The organism is Nocardioides renjunii (assembly GCF_034661175.1).
Lineage (GTDB): Bacteria > Actinomycetota > Actinomycetes > Propionibacteriales > Nocardioidaceae > Nocardioides > Nocardioides renjunii.
This window is the reverse complement of record NZ_CP141058.1, coordinates 126,502-142,149: the sequence shown is the minus strand read 5'-3', so window position 1 is coordinate 142,149 and position 15,648 is coordinate 126,502. Positions and strand designations below refer to the sequence as shown.

18 protein-coding genes and 1 riboswitch are annotated in these 15,648 nt (G+C 73.5%); of the genes, 7 read left to right on the top strand and 11 right to left on the bottom strand.

Annotation, left to right across the window (positions count from 1 at the left end):
• The first annotated feature begins 21 nt into the window (after window positions 1-21).
• Both SHK17_RS00590 and SHK17_RS00585 read left to right on the top strand, forming a co-directional pair.
• Window positions 22-948, top strand: coding sequence for a hypothetical protein (locus SHK17_RS00590; protein WP_322920735.1), 927 nt, complete (start codon window positions 22-24; stop codon window positions 946-948).
• A gap of 154 nt (window positions 949-1,102) precedes the next feature.
• Window positions 1,103-2,329, top strand: coding sequence for an arginine deiminase (locus SHK17_RS00585; protein WP_172268577.1), 1,227 nt, complete (start codon window positions 1,103-1,105; stop codon window positions 2,327-2,329).
• A gap of 222 nt (window positions 2,330-2,551) precedes the next feature.
• Here the strand turns inward: SHK17_RS00585 and SHK17_RS00580 are convergent, their stop codons facing one another.
• From SHK17_RS00580 to SHK17_RS00565, 4 genes are all read right to left on the bottom strand, one after another.
• Window positions 2,552-3,484: a DUF5926 family protein gene (locus tag SHK17_RS00580; RefSeq protein WP_322920734.1), complete on the bottom strand. Its 933-nt coding sequence runs from the start codon at window positions 3,482-3,484 to the stop codon at window positions 2,552-2,554.
• A gap of 10 nt (window positions 3,485-3,494) precedes the next feature.
• Entirely contained in the window at window positions 3,495-4,316 is an 822-nt protein-coding gene (locus tag SHK17_RS00575; RefSeq protein WP_322920733.1) for a glycerophosphodiester phosphodiesterase family protein, read from the bottom strand.
• Window positions 4,317-4,649: 333 nt separating this feature from the next.
• Window positions 4,650-5,003: a UBP-type zinc finger domain-containing protein gene (locus SHK17_RS00570; protein ID WP_172268568.1), complete on the bottom strand. Its 354-nt coding sequence runs from the start codon at window positions 5,001-5,003 to the stop codon at window positions 4,650-4,652.
• A gap of 17 nt (window positions 5,004-5,020) precedes the next feature.
• A complete protein-coding gene (locus SHK17_RS00565; RefSeq protein WP_322920732.1) occupies window positions 5,021-5,500 on the bottom strand; it encodes a DUF2087 domain-containing protein in 480 nt (159 codons plus the stop codon).
• Between the two features lie 250 nt (window positions 5,501-5,750).
• On the opposite strand from SHK17_RS00565, the gene SHK17_RS00560 reads away from it, so the two are divergent.
• Together SHK17_RS00560 and SHK17_RS00555 are read left to right on the top strand one after the other, a co-directional pair.
• Window positions 5,751-6,374 carry a LysE family translocator gene (locus SHK17_RS00560; RefSeq protein WP_322920731.1) on the top strand — a complete coding sequence of 208 codons (624 nt, stop codon included), beginning with the start codon at window positions 5,751-5,753 and terminating at the stop codon, window positions 6,372-6,374.
• Window positions 6,371-7,132 (top strand): endo alpha-1,4 polygalactosaminidase, encoded by a 762-nt coding sequence (locus SHK17_RS00555; RefSeq protein ID WP_322920730.1) that lies wholly within the window; start codon window positions 6,371-6,373, stop codon window positions 7,130-7,132. The genes SHK17_RS00560 and SHK17_RS00555 overlap by 4 nt, the downstream gene beginning before the upstream one ends.
• Window positions 7,133-7,154: 22 nt before the next feature.
• Here the strand turns inward: SHK17_RS00555 and SHK17_RS00550 are convergent, their stop codons facing one another.
• Entirely contained in the window at window positions 7,155-8,189 is a 1,035-nt protein-coding gene (locus tag SHK17_RS00550; RefSeq protein ID WP_322920729.1) for a TerC family protein, read from the bottom strand.
• A 178-nt stretch (window positions 8,190-8,367) separates the two neighbouring features.
• Here SHK17_RS00550 and SHK17_RS00545 point away from each other — a divergent pair, with 178 nt between their 5' ends.
• Window positions 8,368-9,780 carry a dihydrolipoyl dehydrogenase family protein gene (locus tag SHK17_RS00545; RefSeq protein ID WP_322920728.1) on the top strand — a complete coding sequence of 471 codons (1,413 nt, stop codon included), beginning with the start codon at window positions 8,368-8,370 and terminating at the stop codon, window positions 9,778-9,780.
• Between the two features lie 307 nt (window positions 9,781-10,087).
• On the opposite strand, the gene SHK17_RS00540 is transcribed toward SHK17_RS00545, so the two are convergent.
• Window positions 10,088-11,293, bottom strand: coding sequence for an ATP-binding protein (locus SHK17_RS00540; protein ID WP_322920726.1), 1,206 nt, complete (start codon window positions 11,291-11,293; stop codon window positions 10,088-10,090).
• A gap of 62 nt (window positions 11,294-11,355) precedes the next feature.
• Window positions 11,356-11,619, bottom strand: a complete 264-nt coding sequence (locus SHK17_RS00535; protein ID WP_172268554.1) for a hypothetical protein — start codon at window positions 11,617-11,619, stop codon at window positions 11,356-11,358.
• A 61-nt stretch (window positions 11,620-11,680) separates the two neighbouring features.
• On the opposite strand from SHK17_RS00535, the gene SHK17_RS00530 reads away from it, so the two are divergent.
• Complete coding sequence (locus tag SHK17_RS00530) at window positions 11,681-12,562, top strand: Fpg/Nei family DNA glycosylase (RefSeq protein WP_322920725.1); 882 nt, start codon at window positions 11,681-11,683, stop codon at window positions 12,560-12,562.
• Between the two features lie 108 nt (window positions 12,563-12,670).
• On the opposite strand, the gene SHK17_RS00525 is transcribed toward SHK17_RS00530, so the two are convergent.
• The 3 genes from SHK17_RS00525 to aat form a co-directional block, all read right to left on the bottom strand.
• Window positions 12,671-13,060, bottom strand: a complete 390-nt coding sequence (locus SHK17_RS00525) for a hypothetical protein (RefSeq protein ID WP_172268550.1) — start codon at window positions 13,058-13,060, stop codon at window positions 12,671-12,673.
• Between the two features lie 93 nt (window positions 13,061-13,153).
• Complete coding sequence (locus SHK17_RS00520) at window positions 13,154-13,708, bottom strand: hypothetical protein (protein ID WP_322920724.1); 555 nt, start codon at window positions 13,706-13,708, stop codon at window positions 13,154-13,156.
• A gap of 34 nt (window positions 13,709-13,742) precedes the next feature.
• The gene (aat, locus tag SHK17_RS00515; RefSeq protein ID WP_322423749.1) at window positions 13,743-14,459 is read right to left on the bottom strand and encodes a leucyl/phenylalanyl-tRNA--protein transferase; all 717 of its coding nucleotides are present in this window, start codon (window positions 14,457-14,459) and stop codon (window positions 13,743-13,745) included.
• Between the two features lie 64 nt (window positions 14,460-14,523).
• Here aat and SHK17_RS00510 point away from each other — a divergent pair, with 64 nt between their 5' ends.
• On the top strand, window positions 14,524-15,201 hold the full coding sequence (locus SHK17_RS00510) for an EcsC family protein (RefSeq protein ID WP_172268543.1): 678 nt from the start codon (window positions 14,524-14,526) through the stop codon (window positions 15,199-15,201).
• Between the two features lie 10 nt (window positions 15,202-15,211).
• Here the strand turns inward: SHK17_RS00510 and SHK17_RS00505 are convergent, their stop codons facing one another.
• On the bottom strand, window positions 15,212-15,526 hold the full coding sequence (locus SHK17_RS00505) for a DMT family transporter (protein ID WP_172268540.1): 315 nt from the start codon (window positions 15,524-15,526) through the stop codon (window positions 15,212-15,214).
• A gap of 10 nt (window positions 15,527-15,536) precedes the next feature.
• Window positions 15,537-15,601: riboswitch (guanidine-III (ykkC-III) riboswitch) on the bottom strand.
• Window positions 15,602-15,648 lie beyond the last annotated feature (47 nt).

The window sequence follows — 15,648 nt, the reverse complement described above, 5'->3', positions numbered from 1 at the left end:
CGGATCCTCGACGCTGGCGGCATGGCCTTCGACCCGCAGCAGCCGTTCCTCCGGGCCGTCGGGCTGGAGAACGGGCTCACCGAGAAGGTGATGCGCGGGCCCGGCTACCGGCGGCTGTTCCGCAACGTCCTGGTCTCGGCGGCGACACCGCCCACCGCCGTGCAGCGCGTGCAGGGCGCGCTCGCGCTCCAGCACGAGGACGCCTGGGCGAGCCACGCCTCGGCCGCCCGCCTCAAGGGCGCGCCGATCCCGACGATCGCCGACGAGCACGTGAGCGTCGCGCACCAGAAGATGCGGCGACACCACCGCGGGCTGCGCTGCCACGTCGGGGACCCGTCCGGGGTGGTCGTCGAGCGCGGCGTGCGGGTCTCGGGCGACGTACCGATGTTCATCGAGCTCGGCGGACAGCTCGGGCTGGTCGACCTGGTCGTGGTCGGTGACTGGTTGGTCCGCCGGCGCGGGATCGACACGAACAAGCTGGTGGCGGCCTGTGAGCGCAGCCGGCACAAGGACGCGCGCAAGGCGCTGGCCGCCGCCAGGTTCGTGCGCGCCGACGTCGACTCGCCGATGGAGACCCGCCTGCGGATGTTGCTCGTGCTCGCGGGCCTGCCGGAGCCCGTGGTCAACGCCGTCGTGCGCGACGCGACCGGCGAGGTGATCCGTCGCTACGACCTGTCCTACCTCGTCGTACGGGTGGCGGTGGAGTACAACGGCAGGCTCCACGCCGAGCTGGTCGCCCAGTACGACGACGACCTCGAGCGCCGGGCCGACATGGACGAGGACGGCTGGCGGCTGGTCGTCGTCACCGGTGCCGGCATCTTCCAGGACCCGCTGCGGACGCTGCGCCGGGTGCACCGCGCGCTGCTCGCCCGGCGCATGCCCGGTGTCCCGCTGCGGCTGAGGGACGACTGGCGGCCGCACTTCCCGGGGTTCTCGGACGCCGCGTGAGACGTCGTACGCACCCGTGTCCGGGATGCTGCCCCGCCATCGGCCCGCCGAGGGCAGCTTCTCGGACACGTGTCCGGCGCGCCGCCCCGCCACCCCACCTCCCGGGGCAGGTTCGCGGACACGTGTCCCGATGAGCAGCGCTAGAGTCCGGCCTATGGTCTCCACCCCCCACGGCGCGGACAGCGAGGTCGGCCGCCTGGCCACCGTGATGCTGCACCGCCCCGGCAACGAGCTCAAGCGCCTGACCCCGCGCAACAACGACCGGCTGCTCTTCGACGGCATCCCGTGGGTCAGCCGAGCGCAGGAGGAGCACGACGCGTTCGCCGAGACGCTGCGCAACCGCGGCGTCGAGGTCCTCTACCTGACCGAGCTGCTCACCGAGACCCTCGAGAGCGAGCTGGCCCGCAACCACGCCATCACCAGCGCGCTGTCCGGGCTGCACCTCGGCGACACGATGCGCCGCTACCTCGCCCAGGCCCTGCGTGACCTCAGCCCCGCCGAGCTGACCGACGTGCTCACCTCGGGCATCCGCAACGACGAGGTCAGGGGCGGCCACGGCCTGGTCACCAGCCTGCTCGACCCGCACGACTTCCTCGTCGACCCGCTGCCCAACCTGCTCTTCACCCGCGACTCCAGCGTGTGGGTCCGCGACCGCGTCGCCGTGACCAGCCTCGCGATGCCCGCGCGCAAGCGCGAGACGCAGCTGACCGAGCTGATCTACACCGAGCACCCGCGCTTCGCCGGCACCCGCAAGATCCACGGCTGGCACAACGAGCACGTCGAGGGCGGCGACGTCCTCCTGCTCGCCCCCGGCGTGATCGCGGTCGGCGTCGGCGAGCGTACGACGCCCGCGGGCGTGGAGCGGCTGGCCCGCCAGGTCTTCCACGCCGACCTCGCGCACACGGTGCTGGCTGTGCCGATCGCCCAGGAGCGGGCGACCATGCACCTCGACACCGTCTGCACGATGGTCGACGTCGACAAGGTCGTGATGTACCCCAACGTCGCCGACACGCTCCGCGCGGTGACCGTGACGATGGCCGACCCCGGATCGGGCGAGTCCGACCTGACGCTGAGCGTGAGCGACTCCGAGCCCTTCCTCGTCGCGGCCGCCAAGGCGATGCAGATCGACACGCTGCACCAGATCGACACCGGCCTCGACCCGGTGACCGCCGAGCGCGAGCAGTGGGACGACGGCAACAACACCCTCGCCCTCGCCCCGCGCGTCGCGGTGGCCTACGAGCGCAACGACGAGACCAACGACCGGCTCGAGGACGCCGGCATCGAGGTCGTCCGGATCGCCGGCTCCGAGCTCGGCTCCGGTCGCGGCGGGCCGCGCTGCATGAGCTGCCCGGTCGCCCGCGAGCCGCTCACCGAGGACTGACCCCCGCCGGTCGGGCGCCGCACCGGGCGCCCGCCCGGTCGGCGCTGCGGTCGACGCCGCCGTTCGAGCCGAGCCGGCAGCGTCCGGGCATGTGAGAGCCCGGTCGTTGTTGACGGGGGAAACAACAACGACCGGGCAATGACCAAACTACTCCGCTCGCGAGCGCATCCACAATGGTTGGCCCGGTTGTGTTCGACACGTGGTGGAGTCGTGGGCCGATCCTTACCGGATGGTCACCTGGCGGTTGGCGAGCCCGGCGCGGGCGGAGCGCTCGGCGGTAGTGAGCTCGTCGCCCTGCATGGCCTGCTCGAGGTCGGCGGCGAACTTCTTCGCGGGCTCCTCCAGGACCTCGGCGCCCGTGCCCACCGGGAGGTCCCACACCGGGGCGAGCAGGCCGTGGGCGCGGAACATGCCGACGAAGCGCGACCCCTCGGCCACCGAGTCCTGCCCGGCGGCGTGGAGGCGGGCGAGCGCGTCGAGGAGCCGGTCCTCGGGGTGCGGCATGACCCAGCGCAGGTGCTCCTTGGTGCCGACGTTGGTCCAGTAGGCCGCCTCGACCGACGTGAGCCGCCTGGTGGGCATCACCCCGCCGTTGGCCTGCTCGAGGGCGGCCTCCATGGTGGCGTCGCGCTCGGGGATGTCGTCGATCCAGTAGTCGAAGCCGTCGTGGACGGTGATGTCCAGGGTCTCGTCGCTGATCAGGTCCTGCAGGGTCGGACCCTCGCCCGGGGCGCTCATCAGGCCGACGATCCCGGCCTCCTCGGTGGCCAGCGCCGCCTCGAGCACGGCGCCGAGGTCGCGCGCCGGGTTGCCGTAGGAGTGCTGCACCTGCAGGCCCAGCCAGATGTCGCCGGAGTCGCGGACCATCGCGGGCGCCGCGCCAGGCAGGAGCGTGGCCAGGCGGACGGTGCGGTCGCTTTCCTTGAGCGTGAGCGGGGCGGTGGCCGCGGGCACGAGCTCGCGCAGCGCGATCACGTCGCACTCGCCCGGCATGCCCTCGAAGGGCCGGGCCACGAAGGTCGGCGCGGCGCCACCGGCGGCACCGTGGCAGGCCTTGTAGCGCTTGCCCGACCCGCAGGGGCAGGGCTGACGGGGGCCGACCTCGCCGGGAGCGGTGGCGGCGGACGGGGTGCGGTTGCGGGACTTCTTGGCCATACCCGGCAACCTATCCGCCGAGCAGCTCCAGCATGTAGGCCGGCCGGTCGCTGATGACGGCGGTGACGCCGAGGTCGAGGCACACCTGCAGCTCGTCAGCGGTGTTAACGGTCCACACGTGGATCTCCCGGCCCTCCTTGACCAGGTGCTTGCCGAGGCCGGGGTGGTCGCGCAGCGCCTGGATGCCTGGACCGATCACCCAGTCGGCGCCGGCGACCGGCCGGAGCACCGGCCAGTGGTGTGCCTTGTCGACGAGCAGCACGACCTCGAGGTCGGGGGCGAGCCGGCGCACGCGCGTGACGGCGTTGAGAGAGAAGCTCATCACCCGGGCCGGCGACCCGGGTCCGTCCCACCCGAAGTCGCTGAGCGTCTCCACCAGCCGCCGCTCGACCAGGCCGCCGAAGCGCGTCGGGTGCTTGGTCTCGATCGCCAGGTCGACGCGCCGGTCGTAGTCGGCGACGGTCTCGAGCAGCTTGCGCAGCGTGAGCACCTTGCCGTCCTCGGGGTCGCGGTCGGGGGCCTCGTCGTCGAGGGCCGACCACGGGCTCTTCCACGACGAGAAGTCGAGCTCGTCCAGCTCGGCCAGGTTCATCGTGGACACCAGTCCGGCGGTGGACGCCGTACGGCGGAGGTCGCGGTCGTGCACGCAGACGAGGTGCCCGTCGGCGGTGAGCCGGACGTCGCACTCGAGGCCCTCGGCCCCCTCGTCGAGGGCCCGGACGTAGGCCGCGAGCGTGTGCTCGGCGGCGTCGTGGCTGCTGCCGCGGTGAGCGACCACCTGCGGCACGGTGCGGTCCTCACGAGCGCGGCGGCCGCGCGGCGTACGACGCATGCGCGGAAGCATCGCACGGCGCAGGCGACGCGCGCCTCACCCACGCGAGCACCCGCCCGGGCGGGGCACTGGTCCAGACCGATGCCGGGACCGGCCGCCCGCTATCCCGTGGGTTTCCCGTAGATCGCGTCATCCCACTGTCGTTTCCGTCGGCGACCTGGTTAGCCTCCACGGAAGCAGCGGTACTCGCTCTCGGCGCGTGGGGATGCGCCGGGGTGCCGCTCGAAGTGGAGAACCATGGACACAGGCATGCCTGCGGGCACCGACGTCGTCAGCACCGCGGCCCACGGGGGGCCACGGTGCTGAGCTGCCAACGGCTGCTGGGGGGCAGCGTCAGTGGATGTGCTCCCGCCAGTCCTCCGGCACCCGGCCGGCCGGACCGGGGGCCGGCTGGTCGTCGGGGTGGCTCTGCGGGTCGGCCAGGCGGGGACCGGTCACACCGATCGAGCGCGTGAAGTCCCAGAACCAGTCCTCACCGGGCTCGTAGCTCTGCATCACCGGGTGACCGGTCGCCTCGTGGTGCGCGGTCGCGTGCTGTGCCGGGCTGCTGTCGCAGCACCCGACGTGGCCGCACTGCGCGCAGCGGCGCAGATGCACCCACCAGCCGCCGTCCGCGTCGCACTCCACGCACCCGGGGCCGGACGGTGCCACTGCGGGATCGATGCCTTCTGGGCTGCCACTGGTCATGGGCCCAGCCTGCCGCGTCAGCGCCCGGCAAGGAAGCCCGGCAGCCAGTGCGCCTCCCAGGCTGGGATCTCCTGCTGCTCGACGACCGACCGCACCGGCGCCGCGCCGACCGTGCGGTAGCGACCCGACTCCCGCTGCAGGTAGTGGTAGTTCACCAGCTCGCGGCGCAGGTAGGCGAAGTCCTCGTGCACCGCGAGCAGCACCTCGTTGACCTCGGGCTCGGAGTAGTCCCGCCCCGGCTCGAACCGTGCCAGCACCTCGAGCAGCACGGCCACGCGGACCTTGCGCCTGGCCGGCACGCGCTCGATGCGCCCGGCGGTGAACAGCCGCCCGACCAGGCGCTCCTGCTCGGCGCGCGCCGCCTCGTACGCCGGGTCGTACGCCGGGTCGCGGGGCGGCGGCGTCGCCTCGAGCGCCGCGCGGGCGGCGGCGTAGCCCTCACCGGTCTCGGCCATCCGGGCCCGCACGACCTGTTTGAAGTCACTGTCCTTGGTCATCGTCATCACCTTCGACTGCGCTGCGCCCCCAGTGCGCCGCTGCAGCAGGCGTGAACGACGTGGTCTGGACCTCCACCGCCCGAGGATCCGCTCCCCTTCGCCACCTCGCGCGGACTGGGGCCACGCGGTCGGCTGGGCGTTGGACGGCGCCCTGCGCCGGAGTCTCCCAGACCCCGGCGCGCCCGGGCAACGCCTTTGCGTGGCGCGAAACGGTGCGACACGGGCTGCGGCGGGGCGCCACACTGGGACCATGCCGTCGTCCAGCCAGTGGGTCGCCTTCCTCGTCGCCTCGATCCTGTTCATCCAGGTCCCGGGCCCGAGCCTGCTGTTCACCATCGGCCGCGCGCTGACGGTCGGTCGCCGCGAGGCGCTCCTGTCGGTGGTCGGCAACGCGCTCGGGCTCGTGGCCCAAGTGGTGCTCGTGGCCGTCGGCCTCGGCGCCGTGGTCGCCGCCAGCGCGACGGCCTACACCGCCGTCAAGGTGGCCGGCGCGGCGTACGTCATCTGGCTCGGCGTGCAGGCGATCCGGCACCGCGGCGACGCCCGGCGGGCGATGGACGCGGGCGCCCCGGTGCGCCGCGGCCACCCGGTGCGCATCGGGTTCACCGTCGGTGCGACCAACCCCAAGACCGTCGTCTTCTTCGTCGCCTTCCTCCCGCAGTTCACCGACCCGGCCGGTCCGGTCGCCCTCCAGACGATGCTGCTCGGGCTGGTCTTCGGCGTGCTCGCGGTCGCGTCCGACAGCGCCTGGGCGGTCGCGGCCGGCACCGCGCGCACCTGGTTCGCCCGCCGCCCGACCCGGCTCGACGCCCTGAGCGCGACCGGCGGGACGATGATGATCGGCCTCGGCGCCACGATGCTGGCCAGCGAGTGAGCCCGGTGCGCCTGCTCGCCCCGCTCCTGCTCGTGCTGGCGCTCGCGGCGCCGGCGTCGGCCGACCCGCCGCCCCTGCCGGCCGGGACGGACCTCGACTACCAGCTCGGCGGTCCCGCGGACGTGCCGGACCGGGTCGGGATCGTGGTGCGCGACCGCACCGAGGACCCCGTGCCCGGGCGCTACAACGTCTGCTACGTCAACGGCTTCCAGACCCAGCCGGACGCCCGCCGCTCCTGGCTCCAGCAGCGCCATCTCCTGCTCGCCGACCGCGACGGGCTGGTGGTCGACGAGGCCTGGGGCGAGTGGCTCCTCGACATCCGCACGCCGGCCAGGCGCGAGCGCCTCGCCGGGATCGTCGGCCGGTGGGTGGCGGGCTGCGCGCGGGACGGCTTCGACGCCGTGGAGCTCGACAACCTCGACTCGTTCTCGCGCAGCCGGGGGCTCATCGAGCCCCGGCACGCGCGGGCCTTCGCCCGCCTGCTCGTCGACCGCGCGCACCGGGTCGGCCTCGCCGCCGGGCAGAAGAACTGGGCGACCTGGGACGGCACCGCCGCCGGGTTCGACTTCGCGGTCGCCGAGGAGTGCGGCCGCTACGACGAGTGCGGCGCCTACGTCGACTCCTACGGCGACCAGGTGCTCGTCGTCGAGTACCGCGCACGCGACTTCGCCCGCACCTGCGCGGCCCACGCCGACCTGCTGCCCGTGGTGCTGCGCGACCGGGACGTCACGCCGGACGGCGTACGCCGCTGGTGCTGACGCACGCCGCCCGGGCGCAGGGTCAGCGGACGCCGACCTCGTCCTCCACGCCGTCCGCGTCGTCGACCTCACCCGTGCTGCCTGCGCCACTCGTGCCTCCCGCCGAGCGCTGCCGCCGGTTGGCGAGCAGGCTGGTGGTGACGGTCGTGGCAAGGATCCCGACGATGACGAACAGCGAGGTGAGGGTCGGCACGTCGGGGACCGACGGCCACACCAGGTGCGCCCAGTGCAGCACCAGCTTGAAGCCGATGAAGCCCAGGATCGCCGCCAGGCCGTAGCTGAGGTGGACCAGCGCGCTCAGCGCACCCTCGAGCACGAAGTAGAGCGCGCGCAGGCCCAGGAGGGCGAAGGCGTTGGTGACGAACACGAGGTAGGGGTCGCCGGTGATGCCGTAGACGGCCGGCACCGAGTCGACGGCGAAGACGATGTCGGTGCCGAGCACGGCGACCGTCACCAGCGCGAAGGGCGTCAGGGCCCGCACGCCGTCACGCACGACGGTGAGCCTCGCGCCGTCGTACTCGTCGCTCACCGGCATGACCCGGCGCATCAGCCTGACCAGGCGCATCTCGCCGACGTCGACGTGGTGCTCCTCGCCCCGCACGGCGTCGCGGAGCATCTTGACGCCGGTGACGAGCAGGACGGCGCCGAAGACCAGGAACACCCAGTCGAAGCGGGACAGGGCGGCGGCGCCCAGCGCGATGAAGATCGCGCGCAGCACGAGCGCGCCGATGATGCCGTAGAGCAGCACCCGCTGCTTGAGCACCTCGGGCACGGCGAAGGCCGCCAGGAGCAACATGAAGACGAAGAGGTTGTCGACGCTCAACGTCTTCTCGACGAGGTAGCCGGTGTAGTACTCCAGCCCGCGGTCGCCGCCGTGGACGTTCCAGACGTAGAGGCCGAACGCCAGCGGCAGCGCGACGTAGAACGCCGACCAGGCGAGGGCCTCCCTCATCGAGACCTCGTGCGGTCGGCGGGTGGCGATGAAGTCGACGACGAGCAGGGCGAGCACCACGCCGATGGTGACGAGCCACAGGGTGGGGGACGCGATGGACGACATGGGTCTCCTCAGGATGGATGTCCTGAGGTCTCCCCCGCCGCCCGGAGGACGGCCGTTCGCCGGGGCGCCTGCGGAGGCGCCGTAGTGACCGACGAGCGTTGGTGGGGTACTCCCCTCGGGTCCGATCCTAGGCGAACCGCCAAGGTCCACGCCAACCCGCCTGCGTAGGCTCCCCTGCATGGACGAGCTCGAGCACGACGTGGTGGTCATCGGCGGTGGGCCGGCCGGCGAGAACGCGGCGCAGTACGCCGTCGAGGGCACTGACATGACGGCAGCGATCATCGAGCGCGAGCTCCTCGGCGGCGAGTGCAGCTATTGGGCGTGCATGCCGAGCAAGGCGCTGCTGCGACCCGTCGCCGTCGCCGACATCACCGCCGACCTGCAGGGCGTCACCACCGCGACGGTCGTCCCCTCCGAGCTCCTCGCGCGGCGCGACTACTGGGTCTCGAGCTACGACGACTCCGGTCAGGTCGGCTGGGCCGAGGGTGCGGGCCTCGCGGTCGTGCGCGGCCACGGCCGACTGGCCGGCGAGCGCACCGTCGTGGTCACCTCGGCCGAGGGCGAGCGCCTGGTGCGGGCCCGCCACGCGGTGGTGATCGCCACCGGCAGCGCCGCCCACGTGCCGGACATGTACGCCGACGCCCTGCCCTGGGACTCCCGCGACGCCACCGGCGTGGTCGAGGTCCCCGACCGGCTGGTCGTCGTCGGCGGTGGCGTCGTCGCCTGCGAGGCCGCGATCTGGATGGCCGCCCTCGGCTCCGAGGTGACCCTCGTCGTGCGCGACCACCGCCTGCTCGGCCGCACCGAGCCCTTCGCCGGCGAGGCCGTGCTGAAGGGCCTGCGCGAGCGCGGCGTGACCGTGCGGCTCGGGACGTCCGTGGACGACGTACGCCGCGCCGACCCGGCCGCGACCGGCACCGGCCGCATCCACGGCGGCGCGGTCACCCTCACCACCTCGGACGGCGAGCTCGAGGCCGACGAGCTGCTGCTCGCCATCGGCCGCATGCCGCGGCTCGACGACCTCGGGCTGGACACGGTCGGGCTGTCGGCGGACGACGTCACCTCCGGGCGGCTGCCCGAGTGGCTGCACGCCGTCGGCGACGCCAGCGGCGGGCCGCCGCTCACCCACTGGGGCAAGCACCAGGCCCGCGTCGTGGGCGCGCGCATCGCTGCCGCCGCCTCCGGCGAGGTCGCCTGGGAGCCCGACCGCGAGGCACCCGTCCCGCAGGTCGTGTTCAGCGACCCCGAGGTGGGCAGCGTCGGGATGACCGAGGCCGAGGCCCGCGACGCGGGCCACGACGTCGTCGTCACCCGGGTGCCCACCTCCGCCGCCGCCGGCACCGGGCTCCTGCGCGACCACGTCGCCGGCGAGTCGCAGCTCGTGGTCGACGCGAGCACCCGCCTGCTGCTCGGCGCGACCTTCGTGGGCCCGGAGGCCGGCGAGCTGGTGCACGCCGCGACGGTGGCTATCACCGGCGACGTACCCGTCCACGTGCTCCGCCACGCCGTCGCGTCCTACCCGACCGCCTCCGAGCTCTGGCTGAGGCTGCTGGAGGAGCTGCCGCGGGACTTCCGCCAGCCGCCTGCATAGACCGTGATCCCCGGCCCGCAGCGGTGAGTGAGACAGGTTCTCGAGCGTCACAACCTGCGTCACTCACCGCTCGACGCACCCATCGGCCCGCAGCGGTGAGTGAGACAGGTTCTCGAGCGTCAGAACCTGCGTCACTCACCGCTGAGAACCCCATCGGCCGGCGGGGGCATGTCCGCGGCGCGCCCGGGAGTGCAGGAGGAGCGCCAAGGCCGGAGGAGCGAAGCGGCGGAGGCCGCGGGCGCGACGACGAACGAGCGGGCCTCCAGCCGCGGACACGCGAGCGTAGCGAGCCATCACACACAGCCCTTCACCCGCGCTCGCGCAGGTACCTCCCGAAGTGGGGCACCGTGAAGGCGATCCGGCCCCGCTCGCCGGAGTAGACGAGCCCCTTCTTGAGCAGCGAGTCGCGAGCCGGCGAGAGCGACTGCGGCTTCTTGCCGAGCCGGGCGGCGACGTCGGAGCTCAGCACGGCGTCCCCCTCGACCTCGCCGGCCGCGGCCTGGTCGGCGGCCACGTCGGCCATGGCCATGAGGTAGTCGCGCTCCCCCGGCGTGGCCCGCTCGTAGCGTGAGCCGAAGAAGCCGACCGCGAGCTCGGACTCCGCCTCGGGGGCGGCGACCGCGACGTCCGCGGCGGTGATGGGCGAGCCCGGCGCCAGGTCCCACACCGCCTTGCCGTAGGCCTGGATGAAGTAGGGGTAGCCGCCCGTGGCGTCGTACATCGCGGCGAGCGCGTCAGGGTCGTACGCCGCGTCCTCGTCGGCAGCGGGCGCCTCCAGCGCGCGGTCGGCGGCGTCGCGGGCCAGCCGGTCGATGCGCTGGTAGCGGAAGAGCCGCTCGCTGTAGGACTTGCTGGCGCTCAGCACGGCCGGCAGGTGCGGCAGGCCCGCGCCGACCACGATGACCGGGAGGCCGGACTGGCTCAGCTCGTGGCACGCCGCGCAGAGGGCGGAGACGTCCTCGGCGCCGAGGTCCTGCATCTCGTCGATGAAGACGGCGACGCCCTTGCCCGCGTCGGCGGCGAGTCCGCCCACGTCGGTGAACAGCTCGACGAGGTCGATCTCGACGTCGCCCGAGTCGGCGCGCCCCCGCACGGCCGGCGCGTCGATGCCGGGGCTCCACTGGTCCTTGAGCCGCGCGCCCGTCCCGGCGTCGCGGTGGGCGAACGACTTGATGACGCCGAGGACGTGGTCGACGGAGTCCTCGTCCGAGCGACCCAGCTCGCGCACGGCCTGGTGCAGCGCGCTGCTCAGCGGCCGCCGCAGCCCCTGTCCCGGCCGGGCCTCGAGCTTGCCGGTGCCCCAGCCCTTGCGCACCGCCGCGCCGCGCAGCGCGTTGAGGAGCACGGTCTTGCCGACGCCGCGCAGACCGGTGAGCACGAGGCTGCGCTCTGGGCGCCCCTTGGCGACGCGCTCGAGGACGACCTCGAAAGCGGCGAGCTGCTCGTCGCGGCCGGCGAGCTCGGGCGGGCGCTGGCCCGCGCCGGGGGCGTACGGGTTCCGGATCGGGTCCACGATGTCACCGTATCCGGCTGTCTACGATCATTCGTAGACGTCCGGATAGTGCGCGAGTCGGGTCAGCCCGCCTGCGAGGGCCGCTCGAGGCGCTCCACCCGCTCGCGGGCGGCGTCGTAGGCCTCGTCGAGTCCCTGGCGCAGCACGGTGATGAGGTCGGGCACCTCGTCGGCCGCAAGCCGGAACGTCCCGGCGCAGACGTTGTCGCGCCACAGCGACAGCACGACGACCTGCTGCTCCTGGTGCCAGGTCGCGCGCAGCGAGCGCCCGTCACCGCGGGGGTCGAGGAAGACCGTCCCGGTCCGGGGGGTGCGCTGCGGGGCCATGGGACATTGTGACCCGCGACACGGGCTTTCACCAGAGCGGTTCCTGCCTAGACTCGGAGCCGTGCCCGAGCTGCCCGAGGTCGAAGCCCTCGTCCAGGACCTGCGCGGCCGCCTCGTCGGGCGGGCGATCAGCCGCGTCGACCTGGCCGCGTTCAGCGCCCTCAAGACCTTCGACCCGCCCCTCCACGCCCTCCACGGCACGCTCGTGGACGACGTCACCCGCCACGGCAAGTTCCTCGACGTCGACGCCAGCGGCGTGCACCTGGTGATCCACCTCGCCCGCGCCGGGTGGATCCGCTGGCGCGACGAGGTCCCCGCACTGCCGGCGCGGCCCAACAGCAAGAACCCGCTCGCCGCGCGCGTCGTCATCGACGACCCCGACCTCGACGTCCAGCCCGGCCTCGACATCACCGAGGCCGGCACCCGCAAGGGCCTCGCGATCTACGTCGTCCGCGACCCGCAGGAGGTCGAGGGCATCTCCCGCCTCGGGCCCGACCCGCTCGACGACGCCTTCACCATCGACGTGCTGCGGGGCATCCTCGAGGCGGAGGGCCGCAAGCAGATCAAGGGCGTGCTGCGGATGCAGTCCATCGTGGCCGGGATCGGCAACGCCTACTCCGACGAGATCCTGCACGCGGCCCGGATGTCGCCGTTCAAGCCGGCCAACAGCCTCGAGGACGACGACCTCCAGACCTTGTACGGCGCCATCCGCGGCACGTTGGGCGACGCCGTCCGCCGTGCCAGCGGGCTCGCGGCGAGCGAGCTCAAGGGCGAGAAGAAGTCGAACCTCGCGGTCCACGGCCGGACGGGCCAGAAGTGCCCGGTGTGCGGCGACGTGGTGCGCGAGGTGTCCTTCGCCGACTCGAGCCTGCAGTACTGCCCGACGTGCCAGACCGGCGGCAAGCCGCTCGCGGACCGCCGGCTGTCCAAGCTGCTCAAGTAGTCGACGGGCGGCCGTCAGGACGAGGGGGGGGAGCCGGTCGGACTCACCCCCGTGAAGACCGACCGGCACCCGCGTCGTCAAGGTTACCCTGACGACGCACCGATCGTCTCACGCGGACGCGCCCTTGTCCCCGGACTTGCGGGCGAACCTCTCCCAGACGGCCTGGCGGGACACGCCCAGGGTGCGGCCGATCTCCGCCCACGAGACGTTGCGCTCACGCAGGAGGTCGACCCACTCCTGGGCGAAGCCGACGTTCTGCTCCGCCGAGGCGAGGATCTGCGGCAGCGTGGCCAGCACCTCCGCGTCGGTCATGGTGTCCCACGGGAAGCTGCCGCGAGCCGCGGCCAACGCCTCCTCGTCGTGGATGGTCGCGTGGAAGTCGTCGATGCAGACCCCGCACACCTGCGCACCGAGCCCGCCGATCAGCGGGAGGTCGGTGCCGGGGCCGCCGGGCGTGCCACAGAAGGAGCAGATCCTCCCCGCGCGCGTGATCGCCATGTCCCTGCCTCCCGCCGAGATCCTACTCGCCCCGCGCCGGCCGGGTGGCCGCGTCGCGCGGGCCGGGGGCCGACACACGGCTGTGGGGGGTCGTCACCCGGTGGACCCGGACGTCTCCGGCAGCTGGGGCAGCTGGGGCAGCTCGATGTCGTCGAGGGGGTTGCCGCACGTCTCGGTGAGGTACGTCGCGAACGCGTCGGCCTGCTTCCGCGCCTCCTCCGACGCGTCGGCGCCCCCCGCCTGGAGCTCCTCGAGCTCCTCGATCGAGAAGTCCGACGCGTCGACCTGCGCGGCCTGCTCGACGAGCGCCTCGAAGCCGGCGCGCGCGTCGTCCGGGATGCCCTCGGGCGTCCCGACCTCCGCGAGGTCGGCGCCCCAGGCCTTGACCGCTTGCGCCATCTCCTCGTCGCTCGGCACCTCAGGACGGGTGGTGTCGCGGGGCACGAGGCCGGTGAGGAAGTCGGTCTGCGTCGCGCAGAACTCCGTCGTGGTCGCGCCGGTGGGGGCTCCCCTGTCCTCGGCGCCGTTCCCGCCGCCACCCGCGGCGCCGCCGTCGCTCCCGCCGTCGCCCCCGCAGGACGCGGTGACGACGCCGACGAGCAGCACGGCGCTGGTCACGGTGAGGCGGACACGGGCACGGGCAGTCATCGGTTCCCCTTCGCTGGGACGCGGTCGCGTCCCGTCAACGGGGTCCAGCCTCGCGCCCATCGGACCCGTCGTCCAACCCGAGGGCCTCCGGCAGCGGGACGCGCAGGGTGCGCTCGAGCTGCTCGAGGTACTCCGCGCGCGGACGTCGTACGACGCCCAGCGAGGCCAGGTGGGGGGTCTGCCACTGCACGTCGAGGAGCCGGTGCTCGGCGTGGTGGTCGCGCATCAGCTCCACGAGGCCGAGCAGGGCGACCTTGGAGGCGTCGGTCTCGCGGTGGAACATCGACTCGCCGGCGAAGAGGCCGCCGATGCCGACGCCGTAGAGCCCGCCAGCGAGCCGGCCGTCGCGCCACGCCTCCACGGAGTGCGCCCAGCCCAGCCGGTGCAGCCGGCCGTAGGCGTGCACGAAGTCGGAGGTGATCCAGCCGTCGGCGCGGTCCGGGCTGCCGCAGGCGGCCAGCACCTCGTCGAAGGCCGTGTCGACGCGGATCTCGAAGTCGCGGGCCGAGCGCCGCAGCGAACGGCTGACGCGGACGCCGTCGAGCGGCAGGACCCCGCGCTCGACGGGCGAGAACCAGCCGAGGTGCTCCTCGCCCGCGAGGCTGACCGGCATCGGGAACAGGCCCCGGGCGTAGGCGGCGACGAGCGTGCCCGGCTCGAGGTCCGCGCCCAGCGCGACGAGGTCGTCGTCGGGGTCCCAGCTCGCCTGCGGCGGGAACGCCCACGGCGTCGGAGCAGGGGCGATCGGCACGGTCCCCACGCTAGCGACCCGGTCGGCAGGACGAGCGCCTTCGCGCTCGCCGTACGATCGGGGCATGGGCCTCAAGCAGACCGTGAGCCGCCAGCTGGCGCCGAAGATCCCCGAGCTCGCCCCGGGTCTCACGACCACGTTCGTGCGCGTCGCGCTCGACCGCGCCATCCGGGGTGTCGGCCCGCTGGCCCCGGCCGCGGCGGCGGCCGACAAGCAGCTCGCCGAGCAGAAGGGCGACGTCGACCGGGCGATCCACGAGGTCATCGAGAACAACGTCCGCATGGCCGGCGCGCAGGGCTTCGTCACCAACGTCGGCGGGCTCGTGACGATGGCCGTCACCATCCCAGCCAACGTCGCCGGCCTGGCGCTGCTCCAGTGCCGCATGGTCGCCGGGATCGCCCACCTGCGCGGTCACGACCTCTCGGACCCGCGGGTGCGCAACGCGATCCTCGCGCTCCTGCTCGGTGAGGAGCAGGTCAAGACCCTCGTCAAGAAGAAGAAGCTCCCCACCACCCCGATGGCGCTGGCCACCGCCCCGGCCCACGACCCGTCGATCGACGGCATGATCTCCGCCGTCGTCGCCACCGACATCATCGCCCGCATCGCCGGCAAGCGGCTCGCGACGACCGTCGCGCGCCGCGTGCCCGTGGTCGGCGGCGTGGTCGGCGCCGGGGCCGACGGCTTCCTCACCTGGAAGATCGGCCGCTACGCCGACCGGGAGCTGCTGCCCCGCAAGCGCTGAGCAGGCGGGCTCAGTGGGCGAGCTTGAGGCCCACGACGCAGCCGACGAGCCCGCACAGCAGCAGCACCCTGGTCAGGCTGGCCGGCTCGTCGCCGGTGACCATGCCCCAGGCCACGGTGAGCGCGGCACCGATCCCGACCCAGACGGCGTACGCCGTCCCGATGGGCAGCGTGCGCATGGCGTAGCCGAGCCCGGCCATGCTGGCCGCGATCGCGACGAGGAACACCAGGCTCGGGGCGAGGCGGCTGAACCCCTCGCTCCGGCCGAGCGCGACCGCCCACACCGCCTCGAGCGCACCTGCCAGGACCAGCACGAACCATGCCATGACGACTCCTCGTGGCCGTCTTGTCGCGGTCCGGGTACGGCTCCCTCGTCCGGCAGCCGGGGTTCCCGGCTGACGGGGCCACCGTAGCCAGTCGCCGTCAGCGGCCCGCCGGAGGACGGACG